Consider the following 17,291-nt stretch of genomic DNA (forward strand, 5'->3'; position numbering starts at 1 on the left):
AAAGATGAGTGGCGGCACTTCGCGCCGCCACTCATCTTTTGGGTTTTATGTCCTAAGCAAAACTTACTTTGCTATAAAAATCATTTTTTTGAAAGCCCGCCAACGGCAAGCTTTCAAAAAAATGATTTCAATGTTTCCTGTTTTTCCTAGTTTTTGACGACGCGGCTTAGCCGTGCCATCAAAAACTAGGAAAAACAGGAAAAGATAGACTTACTTCACATTCTTTATGAGTGCTGTGAGACAATTACACTAAAATACACGCAAGCAACGCTACGCATATTCATATCCATGAACGCCACAACAAATATTCAGCCATTTTCTGCCGATGATTTTGCCAATGCCCTCGCCGAGCATAACTACGAATTCGCCGTTGGGCAAACCGTGAAGGGCAAGGTAGTCTCAGTCGAAAGTAGTGGCATTTATGTCGATATTGGCGCTAAATCTTTAGGTTTCCTCCCCATCGAAGAAGCCACGCTCAGTGGTTCTTCGCGCTCCAATAGTGATGCTTTCCCCATCGGTAATGAATACGAATTTCTGATTATTAGCAGTCAGAATGCTGATGGTGAAGTAAAGCTTTCGGTGCGCCGTTTATTATTTAAGCAAGCTTGGCAGACTCTCCGTGATTACCAAGCAGAGTCCAAGGTTTTTGAAACTAAGGTGATCGGCACAAATAGCGGTGGTGTGATCGTTGACTCTGTTGGTTTACGTGGGTTTGTCCCGCGATCGCATCTTTCTGATACCTCAGATCTCGCCAAATTAGTTGGCAAAACTATCCCTGTGATGGTGTTAGATGCCGATGAGACTCGCAAAAAGTTGGTGCTATCTAACCGTCAAGCCGCCAAACTCGCAGCGATGAATCAACTTGCCAAGGGGCAACTTATTAGTGGCAAAGTTACCAATATTCGTCCTTTCGGTGCGTTTGTGGAGTTTGCTGGGGTTTCAGGCTTGTTGCATGTCAAGGAAATGAGCCAAAAGCCCGTTAGTGATCCCACCCGTGTCTTTCAAATCAATGACATGATCAAAGCGGTGGTTGTGGATATTGATGAGTCACGCGATCGCATTGCCTTATCTACCAAGATTCTTGAGCTTCATGCTGGTGAAATGCTGGATAACTCAGCGCAAGTCTTTGCTGAGGCCGAAGAACGCCTTGAAAAAAATATCAGTAAGCTTTGGGAAGCCTAATCTGCCAAAAAGAAGGTGACGCAAAGCGTCACCTTCTTTTTGGTTTTTTTAATTTTTTCGTAAGACTAATCAATTTTGAACTTAGAATATTAGCAGTCATCAAAATCTTTAAAAATCAGCACTCAAACTCAAATTTATGGAAACTAATTTTCTTGGTCTTCTCGCTACTGTCTTAGCCGTATTTGTACCTACCGTCTTCTTGCTAACTTTGTATATCCAAACCTCTAGCCGCGAAGAAGGTCAAAGCAGCAAATAGAAAAATCACAGCCATAGGGCTGTGATTTTTACCCAAAAAAGAGAATGGTGGCGCGAAGCGCCACCATTCTCTTTTTTGGTTTCATTCAGTTCAGGACATCGACAAGGCGATCGCTTTCATTTGGGCGGATTTGAAGACTGTCTCATTCATTTACAGCAATTACCGATCAAACGAACCACAAGAAAAAATTTGAAAGCGTTGCAAAGCAACGCTTTCAAATTTTTTTGGTTTGGGTTTAAGCGCAAAGCGCTGTATGTTACCCTCAAGATTAATGGCGAATAAAACTTTGAGGAAAAGCTGATGACACAGGCTTACTTAGAGACACAGGATATCCACGAACCAGCGATCACTAATAATTCCCTTGATTCACTTACTGCGCTCTATGAATGTGACTTTAATCTATGGGTTGAGGCGACAGCCCAGCTATTGCGTGAGGGCAGATTAACAGAACTAGATGTGGGAAATTTAATCGAAGAAGTGGAATCGATGGGAAATAGTGATAAGCACGCTTTAAGTAGTGATTTAGTCGTGGTTTTACTACATTTGCTTAAATGGCAATATCAACCGAACAAACGCACAAGAAGCTGGGAAAAAAGTATCGCTGAGCATCGGCGGCGGATTCGGAAGATTTTCAAGAGCAGTCCTAGTTTAAGGAATTATTTTCAGGAAATTTTTGATGAATGTTATCTTGATGCGAGGAAACAAGCCAAAATCGAAACAAGATTACCTCTAGCTCATTTCCCTGAAATTTGCCCTTTTACTTCTGAGCAAGTACTTGATGAAGACTTTTTGCCTGAATAGGCGAATTGCCACAAATGTTTGGAGCGCGATGGCAAAATCTAAAGTTGTATAATGGTGTGGCAATTTGGCAGCAAAAATTATGCGATCGCCGATTCAGCCGATTCATATTTTCTCAGTTGCGGAATATTTAGAAGCAGAATCTAAGAGCGAAGTTCGCCATGAGTATTTGGGCGGTCAGGTGTTTGCGAGCGCTGGGGGGAGTAAGGCGCACAATATCATTACTTTAAATATTGCTAGTCGTTTACGTTCTCTGTTGCGGGGTAACGCTTGCGATGTTTTTATGTCGGATATGAGCGCGGTTTGTAAAGGTGGATAGCGATCGCTTTAGAGGCTTTGCTGGCGATCGCTCCAAACTGATTTTGCTGAAGCGATGACCCAGCAGTAGCATGTGTTAGCGCAGCGTAACGCATTCACAACAAACTACCCCTACAGGTGATTTGGTGATATTTTTCTGTGGCGATCGCTTTATATGCCTTTATTTTTTGTATATTGGCATTAATCATTTTCGGTAAGCCACATTTCAGAACGTAAAACTATGACTCAAACCACTCCTAAAGGCATTTGGATTATTACGGATGAAACTATAGAGGTTGAGGAGGGTAAAGGTGGTGCAGATATCGGTGCAGACTATGGTGATTCACCGAGTGACGATCGCAGTGGTCGTAAGCGATCGCATATTAAAGCTGAAGATTTAAAGCAAAATATTGGTGAATTTATCGAGGTGGTGGAAGAGTCATTTGATCGGGCTGAAAGTTCAAAGTCGAAGCTGCAACTGGAGGAAATCGAGCTATCTGTAGAAATCAGTGGTAGTGGCAAGGTAAGCTTGTTAGGATTTGGTGGCGATGCGTCGGCTAAGGGTGCGGTCAAACTCAAGTTCACACGAAAAGATGGCTAAGAATTGGGCGATTTGCATCGGCATAAATGAATATCACAATCTGCCATCTTTGAATTTTGCGGTGCGAGATGCCGAAAAGATGCGGGATTGGTTTGTGGATGAGGCAGGATTTGAGAAGGATCATGTTTATCTCTTTACCGATAATTCTCCGCCGATCGCGGATGCGAGTAAGCCCTATCCGTCCCAACCGAACTATGCGACCTTAATCCGCTTTTTGAATAATCGTTTCAAGAAACCTTTTCTGGCGGCGGGTGATAATTTGTGGTTCTTTTTTAGTGGGCATGGGTTGCGTCATGCTGAACGCGATTATTTGATGTTGTCGGATAGTAGCGCTGATGTTGAGTTAATCGAGAGAACTTCAATTCCTTTGAGTTATGTAACTGAGCGGTTGCGGCTGTGTGGAGCGGACAATGTGGTGATCGTGCAGGATGCTTGTCGCAATGAGTTAAAGGACAAAGGAGTGGGTATTGGTGAAGAACATCAGGCAGGGGTGATTACTTTTGCTTCTTGTAGTCCTGCGGAAAGATCCTATGAAATTGAGTCACTGCAACAGGGGGCGTTTACCTATGCGTTGTTGGAGGCTTTGCGTCTAGAAGGGGAGGGGAACTGCGCGACGGTCGAACGGCTGTATCAGAGGTTGCGCTATCGGGTTGCGGAAATCAATCAACTGCACAAAAGGCCTCGTCAGACTCCCTATGCGATCGTGGAGCCAGCGACGAAATATCATTTAATTCTGTTACCGAAACAGGCGACGCTTCGGGATATTGATGCGTTGAAGATGGATGCTCAGGAGGCGGAGCTAGAGAAGGATTTGCAGCTAGCCGAGCAAATCTGGACAAGGGTTTTAGCAGTTTCACCTGCGGATAATCAAGCTCTAAAGGCACTGAGAAGGATTTGGCAAGAGCCACAGGGACAACCATCAAATAAAAATAAATCAGCAGACGATAAATCTCCACCTCAACCAAGTAAATCAGCAGAGGTTAAACCGCCGCCGCAACCGCCGAGTAAATCAGTAGAAGCTAAATCTTCTCCTAAGCCAGTTGAAACAAAATCTGTTCAACCTAACCAACAAAATAATCTTAAAACTTTTGAGTTTGAGGTTGCTAAAGTTCAGATTCAGGTAGAGCGGGGGATCTTAGGTTTTGGGGCTAGTAAGAAAGTTAGTATTAGTACTTCTCGTAAGCAAGCTGAATATTTTGTTGAAGAGTTAGGTAATCGTATAACTCTAGAGATGGTGTCGATTCCTGCGGGTAGCTTTGTGATGGGTTCACCCGAAACTGAGAAGGATAGTTATGAAGATGAACGTCCACAGCATCGAGTCAATGTTCCTGCTTTTTTTATGGGTAAGTACCAAGTCACACAGGCGCAGTGGCGACAAGTGGCTGCATTACCGCAAGTAAAAATCGAACTTAATCCTGATCCTTCTGGATTTAAAGGCGATCGCCGACCTGTGGAGCAAATATCTTGGCTAGAGGCTAGAGAGTTCTGTGCGCGTCTATCTAAGCATTCAGGACGCGAATACAGGCTACCCAGCGAAGCAGAATGGGAATATGCCTGTCGTGCAGGAACAACAACGCCATTTCATTTTGGCGAGACAGTTACGCCTAAATTGGTCAACTACGATGGCAGCTATCCCTATGGGGATGCGCCCCAAAGTGAATATAGAAAGACAACGACAGATGTTGGCTGTTTTCCAGCTAATGCTTTTGGTCTATACGATATGCATGGAAATGTGTGGGAATGGTGCGCTGATGATTGGCACGACAATTATGAAGGAGCGCTAACCGATGAATCTGTTTGGATGAATGACATTAATGATTATGAGGCGCCCGAAACTTTAAAGCTGCTGCGCGGTGGTTCGTGGGTCGACCTTGCTGTGGCTTGTCGGTCTGCGGCTCGCAACATCAGCCTTGCGCGTAGTCATTACTACGTTAACGGTTTTCGGGTTGTGTGCGTTTTGCGGTGAGGAATCACTTCTCTGTTCTTTTGCCTCAGCTCTTTGCACTTCTTTGTATTTCTTTACCCTTCTTTATCCCTCCCTCGCCGTTAGGCGATCAAATTTTTTTTGAGATTGCCATCACAATCAAACTCTTATCACGTCCACCAATGCCAACTTTATTATTTCGTGCTAGCATTAAATTGAATGCAAATTTAGTGCAGCAGCCCTATGATTAATCTCAGTCAAGACATTCAACCCCTATCCACCTTCAAGCGGAATACCAACGAACTCATCACCCAGATGAGAAATACTGGACACCCTATCGTATTAACCATCAACGGCAAAGCAGAATTAGTCGTACAAGATGCAGCATCCTATCAACAATTACTTAATACAATCGAAGAACTAGAAACTATCATTGGAATTAAAAAGGGATTAGAAGACTTGGCACAGGGTCGCACTAGACCTCTGAACCAGTTTGTCGAAGAAATGCAAAAAAAACATGGAATTTCAAGTTAGGTTAACTCGTTCCTCAGAACAACAAATAGAGGCGATTTATCTATGGCTAAAGGATCGTAATCCTGAATATGCTGATCAATGGTTCAGAGGGTTAATGAATTTGATCGCCACGTTACAAGACAAACCCAGACGATGCCCCTTAGTTAAAGAAAATCATTCTACATCTGAAGAAATTAGACAAATTCTTTACGGCAAATCAAGAAATAAATATCGAGTTATTTTTGCTATTAGAGAAAACACTGTACACATTATCTATGTACGTCATAGCGCCCAATCTTCAATTACTTTTAATATCGTAGATTTTGAATAATCGCAAAAGCAAAAAAAATTAAAGCCATGACGATCGCCACAGAACAAGCTAAATCTAAAGCCAAAATTTGGACTGATGAAGAGTTCATGGCTCTGCCCGATCGCGGCGATCGCTACGAAATTATTGATGGGGAGTTGGTAACTTTGGGTAACTCTGGCATGGAGCATGGGAATATCGGCATATTCCTTGGCGGCTTAATCGAAATTTTTGTCAGACAACACCGTCTTGGTGTTACCTGCGACTCAAGTACCGCTTTTAAAATGAAAGGTGGTAACAAGCGATCGCCTGATATTTCCTTTGTAAGCAAAGAACGTCTAACTGGTCTGAAACGTTTGCCACAAGGATTTTTTGACGGTGCGCCAGATTTAGTTGTGGAAATCATTTCCCCTGGAAATACCTTTGAAGAAATTCATACCAAGGTTGAAGAATATTTTGCAAGTGGAACGCGATTGCTATGGATCATCCATCCCGATGAAAAATTTGTGCTGGTTTACCATAGTCCTCAACCCGATCGCTTACTGCGTGGTGATGACATTTTGGATGGCGAAGACGTAATTCCTAATTTCAAGGTTGCTCTCAGTGATTTATTTAGAACCCTAGATTTTTAACATCGAATTTTCGAGGTGAGTCATCATGATTGCCATTCCTAAGCCTCTTGAAATAATTACAACATCTCATACTGAGCAATCTCGACCAGTCGCCGAACAAAGGATCTGGTTAGAAAATATCAGTTGGCAAACCTTTGAGCAATTGCTAGAAGATGTAGGCGATCGCCGCAGCACTTTATTTCATTACATCAATGGAAACTTAGAAATTATGTCGCCAATGGCGCTACATGAGCGCAGCAATCGGTTTATTGATGATTTAATTCGGGTACTGTCCGATGAGCTAGAGATAGATTTATGTAAATGCGGCTCATTGTTGATGCGGATTCCTGAACTCAAGATTGGTGCAGAACCAGACTCTTGCTATTACATTCAAAATGAGCCAAAGATTCGCAATCAAAAAGTAATTACGATGGGGCAAGATCCGCCACCCGATCTAGTGTTAGAAGTTGATATTACTAACCCTAGCGATCGCCGTTTACCAATCTATGCTCAACTTCAAGTTCCAGAAATTTGGATCTACAACGGCTATAACCTAGATTTTCTAGGCTTAGAGAATGGCGAATATCGCAAAATAGAACATAGCTTGTCTTTTCCTAACTTACCTGCGGCGATCGTGGTGGAGTTTGTGCAGAAGCGATTTGAACTAGGCGATCGCCAAACCCTCAAGGAATTTCGGCAATGGGTAAGCGACAATCTTAAAAAAAGCTAGAGGCTAAGCTAGGTTGGTTAAAAAAGCCTGTTAATATATTAAGTAATAAAAATTAATATAACTTTTTAAGATACTTTGTTTTTAAATCCTGACAAGGTTGAATTAGAGGAGCGCACCTTAGCACGTTCTACATCAACAGTTCAGGCTCTACCCTTAACTGCAAATGTTCCGTCTGCGTTTCCCCAATACTTATCGCAATACTTACTTTCCCTCGCTTCCTTAGTGCAGCATTGGCGAATTTGGTTTGCGGCTCTTTTTTTAGTATCCGTACCTGTCTTTTTTGAAGCTCCCCTTGTGCGCTATGCCCCTTGGTTGAGTTTGATTTGTACCGTCGGTTGGTTAGCGATCGCCAAGCATCTCCAAGCAGACCCCAAAACTAAAATATGGGGCAGCTTAGTCTGGGGCTTTAGCCTCACTTGGCTATGTGGCTCCCTCTATTGGGGCTGGTTACGTTGGGAGCCAGCCTATCACGTACCTGTCGAAGCTTTGGCTCTACCTTGGGCGATCTGGGCAACTCGTCAAGATGCTTACCGAGTCGGCGGTTGGTTCTATATTGGCTCATTATTAGGAACTGCGATTACCGATTTCTATTTCTACATCGCAAATCTTTTTCCAAATTGGAAAGCTTTGATGCAAGTTGAAGCCAATATCAGCCTCGCTCAACCAATTCTAAAAAATGCTTTAGCTCTGGTAGAAACTCCTTGGGGAATGACTTGGGCTTGTGCTTTAGCAGCATTGCTCTTGATGACAGGTAACCGAGCCATGCGATCGCCTGATCTAGGTTATTGGGCTTTTGGTGGTGCGGTGCTAGGTACGATTTTTGTGGATTTGCTATTTTTTAGCGTTGCCATATTGGGATAAAAAAGGAGTCGCTTAGCGACTCCTTTTTTATCCCAATATTTTTTGCCAAATAAAAACCCAGCGTTGGTGCGCTGGGTGCAGTCAGTTTAAGGCTTCATTGATAAGTAGATTACTTGAGTAAGTTCTCTTTCCACCTCACGCGATCGGGTGAAAACCAAAATAGATGAAGGCAGTGCAAAGCACTGCCTTCATCTATTTTGGTTTTGATTGAAATTGTTGCAAAGCAATAACTTTAATCAATTGGTAGGGAATCCACTTTTTTAAACTCTCCATTCCAAGGTGCGAAAAATGGCAAAAACATCATCCCTGGGAGCGCTAATAGCAATGTAAACAAGAAAAATAACGCCCAACCCTTGCCGTCACTGCCAGCTAGCCAAAGGTTTTGATTAATTGCTGTCCATGAAGGCATGTTGCGTTGAATAAATTGGGCTGACTCCCCTGAAAATGGTGAAGCTAATAGATCGCGTCCAACCGCAAATAGACTCGATAGCAAGGCAAATTGAGTTGCTGAAAAACTAGGATTGCATAGCACCATCAGAAAGCCTAAAAAACCTGCGGTTCCTAAACCACTACAAAAGTTCTCGACATTAATCGCGGCCAGTAAAACATAATCATTTTTGCCTACTACAGAAATTGCGTAATAGCCGATATTACTAATTGCTTGGAGAAATCCGAAAACCCATAGCGATCGATTGACCCCAATTTTGCTCAGAATGGCTCCCCCAGCCAAAGTACCGACAATTGTAGCAACCACCCCAATTCCCTGCCGAACCGTGCCAATCGTGCCATCATCAAACAAAGTTTTTAAAAAAGGAACTGCCATTTTCCCAACCATCGCATCACTAAACCGATAGAAGATCGTGAATACGAGAATTAGCAATACTTTGGATATACCCAAACGTTGAAAGAATTCTTGAAAAGGTTTAACTACAGCTTCGTCTAAGGTCGCTGGACGCGCTTCCACTTCTGGAGGCTCAGGAGCAATGATCGTGGCAATTAGTCCAAAGCTCATGATGATTGCTAAAAGCACATATACCCATGCCCAACCTAATCTGCTTGCCAGATTAAATCCTACAAATCCTGCAAATAGCAAGGCAATGCGATAGCCTAATACCCAAATGCCAATTCCTGCGCCAACTTCTTGGGCTTCTAAAACATCGGTACGATAAGCATCGATCGCAATATCTTGGGTGGCACTAAGAAAGGCAAGAATCAACGCCGCGATCGCCAAGACTGGCAAAGCCCCCGTTCTTTCTGTAGGCAAAATATTGCCAATCGTAAACATTTGTAAGGCGATCGCTAAAATAGCAAGGATTAAACCGCCCTGAGTTATTAAAATCCAACCTCTGCGTCGTCCTAAAAATGGTGGCACAAAGCGATCAATAAACGGCGACCATAGAAATTTGAGCGAATAGGGCAGTGAAACTAAGCCCAGCCAACCAATCGTACCAAGGTCAAACTTAGCGCTGGTAAGCCATGCACGAAATGCATCATCGGTGAGCGCATAGGGTAGCCCCGACGCAAATCCTAGGGACAAAAGCGCCGCCATTTTGCGACTCTGAAAAACTCGAAAAAATTGGGCGATCGTATTCATACTTGCGGATTAGACTACAATATATATGTAAGCGGAGACGAAAGTTTCCGTTCACTCCTCACACCACATTCCGCCTGAGCTTATGAGCAGCAAGGGCGGTTTCTTATTTTTTGACTATAAGTGCTTTTTGACAATAAAAACTCCAAAATCAGTTTCGATAAATTAGGCATTCTTCTTAACAATTCTGGTTTTTAGCAAATATGTGATTCTAGCTGTTATACTACCTACACATAATTTTTGAAATTAAAAGTTTTTAGTATTTAGGGAGTTAGCAAAGCATGTCATCAGCGATCGCCGTCACAGATGCTAGCTTTGAGCAGGACGTACTTAAAAGTGACATCCCTGTTCTAGTAGATTTTTGGGCCCCTTGGTGTGGACCCTGCCGCATGGTTGCTCCTGTAGTGGAAGAAGTCGCCACACAATATGAGGGCAAAATCAAAGTTTTCAAGCTTAATACCGATGAGAATCCTAGCGTAGCTGGACAATATGGCATTCGCAGTATTCCCACGCTCATGTTATTTAAGGGTGGTCAGCGTGTGGATGTGGTTGTCGGTGCTGTCCCCAAAACAACACTATCTACTACAATCGAAAAGCATTTAGATAGCTAAAGATTTTTCCATCTCTAAAACAAAAGGGGCGCTAAGCGCCCCTTTTGTTTTAGAGAGATAATCACAAATTATAAAAATCGGTTTTTTGAAAGCCCGCCAACGGCGGGCTTTCAAAAAACCGATTTGGGTGTTTCCAGCGCCTTCAGCGCTGGAAACACCCAAATCGGTTTCATAATGAGAATTGCTGTTAGGAAACAACCCCAAGAAGTGAATGGCGGCGCTTTGCGCCGTCATTCGCCCTTGGGTTTGGATTTGTCCTAATACAAGGGTTGATAGCTATAATTACAGAGCTACCAACTAATTTACCGAAACTAGTAGTGTCACAATCCAAGATTGTCGAAATTTTATCTGAAGACGAGTTACGACGCACGATCAATCGTCTGGCTTCGCAAATTGTTGAGGCTAGCGGCGATCTATCTAATGTTGTCCTGCTCGGTGTCTATACTCGTGGTGTGCCGCTAAGTGTGGCGATCGCCAAGCAGATTCATACTCTTGAGGGTGTCTTAGTTCCTTCAGGCGCATTAGATATTACTTTTTATCGGGACGATCTCGATAAGATTGGACTGCGAACACCGAGTAAAACTGAGATTCCCTTTGACCTCAATGGCAAAACGATTGTTTTAGTCGATGATGTTATTTATAGCGGAAGAACGATTGGAGCAGCCCTGAGCGCAATCCATGATTACGGTCGCCCCAAGGTTGTGAGGTTATTGGCTCTGATTGATCGCGGTCATCGCGAGTTACCGATCCATCCTGATTATGTGGGAAGGACATTACCAACTTCCAAGGATGAGCAAGTTAAAGTATTTTTGACTGCCGCAGGGGATGATCGCGATGGAGTCGAGTTAATTAAACCTATCGACTAGAGTTCAGATATTTTTAGAGTCCATAGAAGAATTAACTTATACCAAAACACAAAATGGCATAGCCATTTTGCGTTTTGGTATTACTTCGCAGTCAATGAGCAAGATTGTGTTGAGACGCACCCCAAAAGATATAATCGCTTAAGACTTATTTACATAATCATAGACACAATCACAGATTTATATGGCAGAGGTTACTTTTTTCAACGCCCTCCGAGCAGCGATCGATGAGGAAATGGAGCGCGATCCAGCCGTTTATGTTTTAGGCGAAGACGTGGGGCATTATGGCGGCTCCTACAAAGTAACCAAAGACCTTTACAAAAAATACGGTGACTTGCGCCTGCTGGACACCCCGATCGCTGAAAACAGCTTCACAGGTATGGCGATCGGCTCCGCGATGACAGGTTTGCGCCCAATCATCGAAGGCATGAACATGGGCTTTTTGCTGCTAGCCTTTAACCAAATCTCCAATAATGCAGGGATGTTGCGCTATACCTCTGGCGGTAATTTCAAAATCCCCATCGTCATTCGTGGCCCTGGTGGCGTGGGACGCAACCTCGGTGCAGAACATTCACAGCGTCTCGAAACCTACTTTCAAGCTGTTCCGGGCATTAAAATGGTGGCTTGTTCCACCCCTTACAATGCTAAAGGCTTGCTGAAATCGGCAATTCGTAACGATAATCCGATCCTCTTCTTTGAGCATGTGTTGCTATACAATCTCAAGGAAGATATTCCTGACGAAGAATATTTGTTGCCTCTCGACAAAGCCGAGATCGTGCGTGAAGGTAGCGATGTCACCATTCTCACCTACTCAAGAATGCGCTATCACGTTCTCAAAGCGGTCGAGACCCTAGTTGACAAAGGTTACGATCCTGAAGTGATTGACTTGATTTCCCTGAAGCCTTTGGACATGGAAACCATTGTTACTTCGTTGCGTAAAACCCATCGGATTGTGATTGTTGAAGAAGGAATGCGCTGTGCCAGTATTGGTTCAGAGATTATTGCTTCGATCAATGACAATTACTTTGACGAGCTTGATGCACCGATTATCCGTCTTGCAGCGCTTGATGTACCAACTCCCTATAACGGTGGCTTGGAAAATCTGACCATTCCTCAACCTGAAGATGTGATTGACGCAGTTGAAAAATTACTTGCTTAAGTCATAGCGCAAAGCGCTATAACTTAACACTGATGTTACGTGGAACTTAGATGGTAGACCTCTTGCTGCTAGCGAAGCAGGGCAAGCACGGGGGCATTGCCCCTACCTCAAAATTTAGAGGCTACTGTAGGGGCTGTGCCCCCGTGCCAGCCCTAGACCTTTGCTATAACAGGAATTCCTTCCACGTAACATCAGTTAACAAAAGAAAAGAGGATTTGGAGACCAAATCCCTACATGTTTGTAAAAGTACGGGCTTGGTCTCCAAGCCCCAATCTCAGCGTTTCAGGTAACATCAGTTCATAAAAGAAAGGAGGCGCGTAGCGCCTCCTTTCTTTTATAAGACTTCAAGTAGATCTTGCCAACAGGTTGTGTATTTTGGCGATCGCTGTTCAGATTTAGATTTCCAAACTTGAATCACTCCAGTAGTCGCAAATCGCAAAGTATCTCTGCCATATATTTCATTGATCGTATCCATCACGCTCATCAGATTACGCGATCGCTGCTTTTGCTCATCATTACTAACATCAAAAAGATTTCCTTGAATTTGTTGCTCAGACACAAGCCCTGTCATAATCACACCAGCTTTTTTAAAATTTTGTCCTTGACGATAAACACTTTCGGTTAAATGGGACGCAACACGGGATAGTTCGAGCGTGTAGTTGGTTGATAAATCTAATTCTGCGGTAGCGCTATTAGAGTAGAAATTATCGCGAAAAGGGCTAGTTCTCGCAAAGACGGTGATCACACTGGCAGCTTGTTTCTGCCGTCGCAGTTTTTCGGCGGCTCGATGGGTAAAAGAGGCGATCGCTTCCTTTAGTTCAGACAGCTTATTGATCGACTGCGGAAAAGAGCGCGAGACACAGGTTCCTTTTTTAGGATTGTCTACCAATTCCATTGATAGGCAAGATTCTCCCCTTAACTCTCTTTGTAGTTTCACACCGACAATACCCATCTTGCTCCGAATCAAGCCTTCATGGGCTTCCTTCAAATCCAAAGCTGTAGTTATTCTTCTTTCTTTCAACCAATTCGCATATTTGGAGCCAACACCCCAAAGGTCGCCCACATCCACTTGAGATAGAATCTTATCTATAGATGGATAGACACTGAGATCAAAAACTCCTGAACTAGATTGCTTTGCCATGAGATTAGCTAGCTTTGCCAAGGTTTTGGTGGGGGCAATTCCTACGGACACGGGAATTCCTACCCATTGCTGCACTTTTTGACGAATTTCACTGCCATAGGTCGTTAAGTCGCGATATCGAAATCCCGACAAATCGATAAATGCCTCATCAATTGAGTAGATTTCCACATCAGGTGCAAAATAAGCCAGTGTGGACATGACTCGACCCGATAGATCGCCGTAGAGACTGTAATTTGAGGAATAGACTTGAATATTATGGCGCTTGATCAGTTCATAAATTCGGAATACAGGTACACCCATTTTAATTCCAAGATTCTTGACTTCCTGCGATCGCGCTACTACACAGCCATCATTATTGGAGAGAACTACTACGGGTTTACCAATGATCGCAGGATTAAACAAACGTTCGCAGGAAACGTAAAAGTTATTGCAATCGACTAGGGCGAATCTTTTTTCGACTTTTTGGTCTAACACAGTGGATGGCATTGGTGACAACTCCCCAAATATGTAGGTCGGAATGTTCGTTAATGAAAATGGTTTGATAGCTTTCGTTTTCAGGAACTAGGGCAATTTCTCCTCTCAGGTAATGCAAGCGTTTGACGGTGATTTCTCCTAGCACGACAGCGATGACAATGTCATTGTGGGCGGCTTCAATCGAGCGATCGACGATCAACAAATCACCATCATGGATATTTGCTCCTGTCATGGAATTCCCTGAAGCTCTCACAAAAAAAGTCGCCGCAGGATGAGTTACTAAATAACTATTGAGATCGAGCCTATGTTCCACATAGTCTTCCGCAGGAGAAGGGAATCCCGCAGGAACAGAACAATTCTGTAATGGCAATTCTAGTTTAGTACTCATATCAGGAAGATGAATATCTCTAACACTTTCGGCAAGCCCACTAACCTGTTCTTTTGTCCATGATCCAATATTGACGACGTTCTTATTGGTTAGCAACTGAATATTGAGAGCAGATGGATCATGTCTACTGCTTTTTAGTTGCCTAAATTTACTTTGATGCGGATCGTCACTTTCCATAGGCTTATTTTTGATTAAAGTACGATATTCAAAACTTTAACACGATCGCTTATGTATAGCAAGATCAAATTAGGACACAAACCCAGAAGAGGAGTTGCGGCGCTTCGCGCCGCAACTCCTCTTCTGGGTTTAATACAAATGGCGATAGCTATACAAAAAAAGCAGAGACTGATTTTTTTGATCTTGACTAAGCAGCTTGAAAAATCATTTGATTAGGTACTGACACCCAGACCCGAAACTTTTCTGCGTCAGGGGTGATCAATACGGCTAAACCCAAATCTAAGTCTTGTCTACAAGCAGCGATCGCCTCATCTAAGCTCTTGTAAGACTTGTCAGCAACAAAAGTTTTGCCTAAAAAGACAATCCCGCGCTCTCTGCCAGCAAGGGTGATAACTTCAATTGAGCGAGTTTCATTTAGCGAGTTGAGAATCATGGCTTTTGGACGGTTACTTGCGATCTGTGAAAGAATTTCTCTATAGCTATGAGTATCGCTTTCTATCAGTTTTGGGACTGCGATCGCTAATTCTTGTTTCGGTGATGTTATGTGCGGTAATTTGTGATCGATATCACAAATCCAGAGATTTAGAATTGAGAACTTGCTGTAATAACGTCAGTTCGACGAAAGCGAAAAATGGTAAGAATCGCTTAGCGATTCTTACCATTTTTCGCCATTTGCGGCGTGCGAAGCACGCCGCAAATGGCTATATCGAACTCACGTTAATTCACTAAAATTGTTGATCGGACGAACCACAAGCAAAAAAATAGAAAGTGTTGCAAAGCAACACTTTCTATTTTTTTGCTTGGATTGAGCTTAAGCGCAAAGCGCTGTATGTTGATTGCTTGGAATGAATAGGGAGTATATGAGCTTAACAAGCCTTAGCAACAAGGCGATCGCGTGAATTTGCGTAATTTACCGTAGCAGGATAGTCGTGCTTCCATGTACGTGAATGTAGAAATGTAGGCAGTTCAATTTTACTAGTTGGAACTATATCTATGGTTTGAGATTGATGTTGACATTCTAGAGAGGTTATGACATCTTGAGAATTATTTTCGATTTCATCTAAAACCTGTAAAGCTAGATGGAGATGAGCTTCTAAACATTTAATCCGATTTTGTAAGGCTTCGATGGTCGCTTCTTGTGTATTCATGACATGATCTCCACCAGTTAGCTGATAATAATTTTTTATCCAAATCTTTGTGACAGATTTTAGTCCTGATATCTCCATATCATCATCCTACCAAAGCATGATACTCATACAGTAAGTAGCTCACTCACCATAACTAAAACCTAAAACCAGAAGCTGTGCCACTCACGTAGCAGGTGGTACAGCTTCTGGTTTACTTATACCTAGCTAATTACTGTGCACTCAAACCCCAACAAAGGGATACTCTTTGGGCAAAAGCTATTAGAGCAAAGTCATGGCAATCTTTCGCCAATTTGGGTGAGATTAACTGCATAGCCTCCTGTGACTAGATAAACAGCATCAGCGATCGCACCAATTCTGCGACTCAGACCACCAAGGCGATCTCGAAATATCCTCCCTAATTTATATTCAGGAACCAGCCCCCAGCCTACCTCTTCAGACACAAACGTAATATCGACTGCACATACTTGAATCGCTTCTAATAATTCATTCTCAATCTTTACCCAAGATTCTTCACTCTCTTCTAAAAGATTCGCTAGCCAAGTACCAAGGGAATCCACCAGAATATAAGCAGAATCACTCTTAATCTCTAAAATACTTTTGGCTAGTTCAATGGGAACTTCCAGCGTTTGCCAATTTTCAGGACGGCGATCGCTATGTTTCTGTAAACGCGCTTCCCATTCCGCATCATCGGGATAACGAGTTGCTGTGGCGATATAAATTACATTTTTTTGCGATCGTATTGCTAGATGCTCAGCCCATTCACTTTTGCCTGAGCGAGTTGCGCCCGTTACTAAACTAATCATGATCACGGATTATATGGATTGAAGGATTTCGCAGATTTTACAGCGCTATGTGCTACGGATGAGTCTATGAATTACAAAAAATTAAAATCTGTGCAATCCAATAATCCGTCTAATCTGTGATTCTGACAAGTTGCTATACTATTACGATATCGCTCATCGTAGGAATCCATCATGACTCAAGCGATCATTGCTACACCTGAAACTGCTAATAATGCCCTTGCTACTGAAGCATCGTCAGAAGAAAAACTTTTATGGACTAGTGCTGACTTAGAACTAATGCCCGACAACGACAGCCGTTATGAAATTATTAATGGAGAACTTTACGTGACCAGAGCGCCTCATAATAAGCATCAAGATACTTGTGGTAATTTTCATTATGAGCTTAAAGCTTGGTCAAAAGTATCGAAGTTAGGATACTCGGTATTTGGAGCAGGGTTAATCTTTGGTGACAGTGATGATGTCATTCCTGATGTGATCTGGATGAGTAAAGAGAAATATGCAGATTTAATCGATGATACGGGACATTTTCGGGGTGCGCCTGAATTGGTAATTGAGGTACTATCAGCAGGAACTGATAATGAAAAGCGCGATCGCCAAGTTAAGTTAAAGCTTTATTCAAATCATGGCGTATTGGAATATTGGATTGCTGATTGGCGAGCCAAGCAAATTCAAGTTTATCGGCGCGAAAATGGTGTCCTCAAACTAGCGATGACTTTATTTGAAACTGATACGCTCACATCGCCACTTTTGCCAGAGTTTTCCTGTCTAATATCCCAGATTTTTACATAGTATAGGCGGCGCTTCGCGCCGCTTGTAGATCCTTAAAGATTTTTGAATAGCGCTCTAGATAAAAAAT

Annotated in this window: 22 protein-coding genes and 1 pseudogene; 16 read left to right on the forward strand and 7 right to left on the reverse strand. The window is 42.9% G+C overall.

Translation table 11 applies throughout. From position 1 onward, the window contains the following. The first annotated feature begins 288 nt into the window (after positions 1-288). The 11 genes and pseudogenes from VB775_RS18320 (at position 289) to VB775_RS18370 (ending at position 8,080) form a co-directional block, all read left to right on the forward strand. Positions 289-1,182 (forward strand): S1 RNA-binding domain-containing protein, encoded by an 894-nt coding sequence (locus tag VB775_RS18320; RefSeq protein WP_281006256.1) that lies wholly within the window; start codon positions 289-291, stop codon positions 1,180-1,182. Positions 1,183-1,318: 136 nt separating this feature from the next. Beyond that, entirely contained in the window at positions 1,319-1,438 is a 120-nt protein-coding gene (gene psbM, locus VB775_RS18325; RefSeq protein ID WP_009625880.1) for a photosystem II reaction center protein PsbM, read from the forward strand. Between the two features lie 300 nt (positions 1,439-1,738). Next, positions 1,739-2,239: a DUF29 domain-containing protein gene (locus VB775_RS18330; protein WP_281006254.1), complete on the forward strand. Its 501-nt coding sequence runs from the start codon at positions 1,739-1,741 to the stop codon at positions 2,237-2,239. Positions 2,240-2,318: 79 nt separating this feature from the next. Beyond that, positions 2,319-2,531, forward strand: a pseudogene (locus tag VB775_RS18335) (Uma2 family endonuclease); the annotation flags it as partial. Between the two features lie 243 nt (positions 2,532-2,774). Then, positions 2,775-3,134, forward strand: coding sequence for a hypothetical protein (locus tag VB775_RS18340; RefSeq protein WP_281006252.1), 360 nt, complete (start codon positions 2,775-2,777; stop codon positions 3,132-3,134). After that, positions 3,127-5,100 (forward strand): SUMF1/EgtB/PvdO family nonheme iron enzyme, encoded by a 1,974-nt coding sequence (locus VB775_RS18345; RefSeq protein ID WP_281006251.1) that lies wholly within the window; start codon positions 3,127-3,129, stop codon positions 5,098-5,100. The genes VB775_RS18340 and VB775_RS18345 overlap by 8 nt, the downstream gene beginning before the upstream one ends. A gap of 201 nt (positions 5,101-5,301) precedes the next feature. After that, positions 5,302-5,592, forward strand: a complete 291-nt coding sequence (locus VB775_RS18350; RefSeq protein WP_281006250.1) for a type II toxin-antitoxin system Phd/YefM family antitoxin — start codon at positions 5,302-5,304, stop codon at positions 5,590-5,592. After that, entirely contained in the window at positions 5,576-5,902 is a 327-nt protein-coding gene (locus VB775_RS18355) for a type II toxin-antitoxin system RelE/ParE family toxin (RefSeq protein WP_281006249.1), read from the forward strand. The genes VB775_RS18350 and VB775_RS18355 overlap by 17 nt, the downstream gene beginning before the upstream one ends. 26 nt (positions 5,903-5,928) lie before the next feature. Further along, the gene (locus tag VB775_RS18360; RefSeq protein WP_094534194.1) at positions 5,929-6,510 is read left to right on the forward strand and encodes a Uma2 family endonuclease; all 582 of its coding nucleotides are present in this window, start codon (positions 5,929-5,931) and stop codon (positions 6,508-6,510) included. A 25-nt stretch (positions 6,511-6,535) separates the two neighbouring features. After that, a complete protein-coding gene (locus tag VB775_RS18365; protein WP_281006248.1) occupies positions 6,536-7,219 on the forward strand; it encodes a Uma2 family endonuclease in 684 nt (227 codons plus the stop codon). A gap of 75 nt (positions 7,220-7,294) precedes the next feature. Next, on the forward strand, positions 7,295-8,080 hold the full coding sequence (locus VB775_RS18370) for a DUF3120 domain-containing protein (protein WP_281006247.1): 786 nt from the start codon (positions 7,295-7,297) through the stop codon (positions 8,078-8,080). A 232-nt stretch (positions 8,081-8,312) separates the two neighbouring features. Here VB775_RS18370 and VB775_RS18375 read toward each other — a convergent pair whose 3' ends face one another. Next, entirely contained in the window at positions 8,313-9,674 is a 1,362-nt protein-coding gene (locus VB775_RS18375; protein WP_281006246.1) for an AmpG family muropeptide MFS transporter, read from the reverse strand. A 278-nt stretch (positions 9,675-9,952) separates the two neighbouring features. On the opposite strand from VB775_RS18375, the gene trxA reads away from it, so the two are divergent. Then, positions 9,953-10,282 carry a thioredoxin gene (gene trxA, locus VB775_RS18380; RefSeq protein WP_094534188.1) on the forward strand — a complete coding sequence of 110 codons (330 nt, stop codon included), beginning with the start codon at positions 9,953-9,955 and terminating at the stop codon, positions 10,280-10,282. On the opposite strand, the gene VB775_RS18385 is transcribed toward trxA, so the two are convergent. Beyond that, positions 10,271-10,516 (reverse strand): hypothetical protein, encoded by a 246-nt coding sequence (locus VB775_RS18385; protein WP_281006245.1) that lies wholly within the window; start codon positions 10,514-10,516, stop codon positions 10,271-10,273. The genes trxA and VB775_RS18385 overlap by 12 nt on opposite strands. A gap of 83 nt (positions 10,517-10,599) precedes the next feature. Here VB775_RS18385 and pyrR point away from each other — a divergent pair, with 83 nt between their 5' ends. Continuing rightward, positions 10,600-11,148, forward strand: coding sequence for a bifunctional pyr operon transcriptional regulator/uracil phosphoribosyltransferase PyrR (gene pyrR / locus VB775_RS18390; protein ID WP_281006244.1), 549 nt, complete (start codon positions 10,600-10,602; stop codon positions 11,146-11,148). A gap of 181 nt (positions 11,149-11,329) precedes the next feature. Continuing rightward, entirely contained in the window at positions 11,330-12,304 is a 975-nt protein-coding gene (locus VB775_RS18395) for an alpha-ketoacid dehydrogenase subunit beta (protein WP_281006243.1), read from the forward strand. A 334-nt stretch (positions 12,305-12,638) separates the two neighbouring features. Here the strand turns inward: VB775_RS18395 and VB775_RS18400 are convergent, their stop codons facing one another. From VB775_RS18400 to VB775_RS18410, 3 genes are all read right to left on the reverse strand, one after another. Further along, positions 12,639-13,931: a Y-family DNA polymerase gene (locus tag VB775_RS18400; protein WP_281006242.1), complete on the reverse strand. Its 1,293-nt coding sequence runs from the start codon at positions 13,929-13,931 to the stop codon at positions 12,639-12,641. Continuing rightward, a complete protein-coding gene (locus VB775_RS18405) occupies positions 13,870-14,484 on the reverse strand; it encodes a LexA family protein (protein WP_281006241.1) in 615 nt (204 codons plus the stop codon). Before VB775_RS18405 ends, VB775_RS18400 begins: the two co-directional genes overlap by 62 nt. A 187-nt stretch (positions 14,485-14,671) precedes the next feature. Then, positions 14,672-14,917, reverse strand: coding sequence for a hypothetical protein (locus VB775_RS18410; protein ID WP_281006240.1), 246 nt, complete (start codon positions 14,915-14,917; stop codon positions 14,672-14,674). 26 nt (positions 14,918-14,943) lie between these two features. On the opposite strand from VB775_RS18410, the gene VB775_RS18415 reads away from it, so the two are divergent. Then, positions 14,944-15,213, forward strand: a complete 270-nt coding sequence (locus VB775_RS18415) for a hypothetical protein (protein WP_281006239.1) — start codon at positions 14,944-14,946, stop codon at positions 15,211-15,213. Between the two features lie 137 nt (positions 15,214-15,350). Here VB775_RS18415 and VB775_RS18420 read toward each other — a convergent pair whose 3' ends face one another. After that, positions 15,351-15,632: a hypothetical protein gene (locus tag VB775_RS18420; protein ID WP_281006238.1), complete on the reverse strand. Its 282-nt coding sequence runs from the start codon at positions 15,630-15,632 to the stop codon at positions 15,351-15,353. Between the two features lie 269 nt (positions 15,633-15,901). Continuing rightward, the gene (gene cobU, locus VB775_RS18425; protein WP_281006237.1) at positions 15,902-16,435 is read right to left on the reverse strand and encodes a bifunctional adenosylcobinamide kinase/adenosylcobinamide-phosphate guanylyltransferase; all 534 of its coding nucleotides are present in this window, start codon (positions 16,433-16,435) and stop codon (positions 15,902-15,904) included. Between the two features lie 171 nt (positions 16,436-16,606). On the opposite strand from cobU, the gene VB775_RS18430 reads away from it, so the two are divergent. Next, a complete protein-coding gene (locus VB775_RS18430) occupies positions 16,607-17,224 on the forward strand; it encodes a Uma2 family endonuclease (protein ID WP_281006236.1) in 618 nt (205 codons plus the stop codon). The last annotated feature ends 67 nt before the right edge of the window (positions 17,225-17,291 follow it).

It is taken from the genome of Pseudanabaena sp. CCNP1317 (assembly GCF_034931345.1).
In the GTDB taxonomy this organism is placed as follows: Bacteria; Cyanobacteriota; Cyanobacteriia; order Pseudanabaenales; family Pseudanabaenaceae; genus Pseudanabaena; species Pseudanabaena galeata.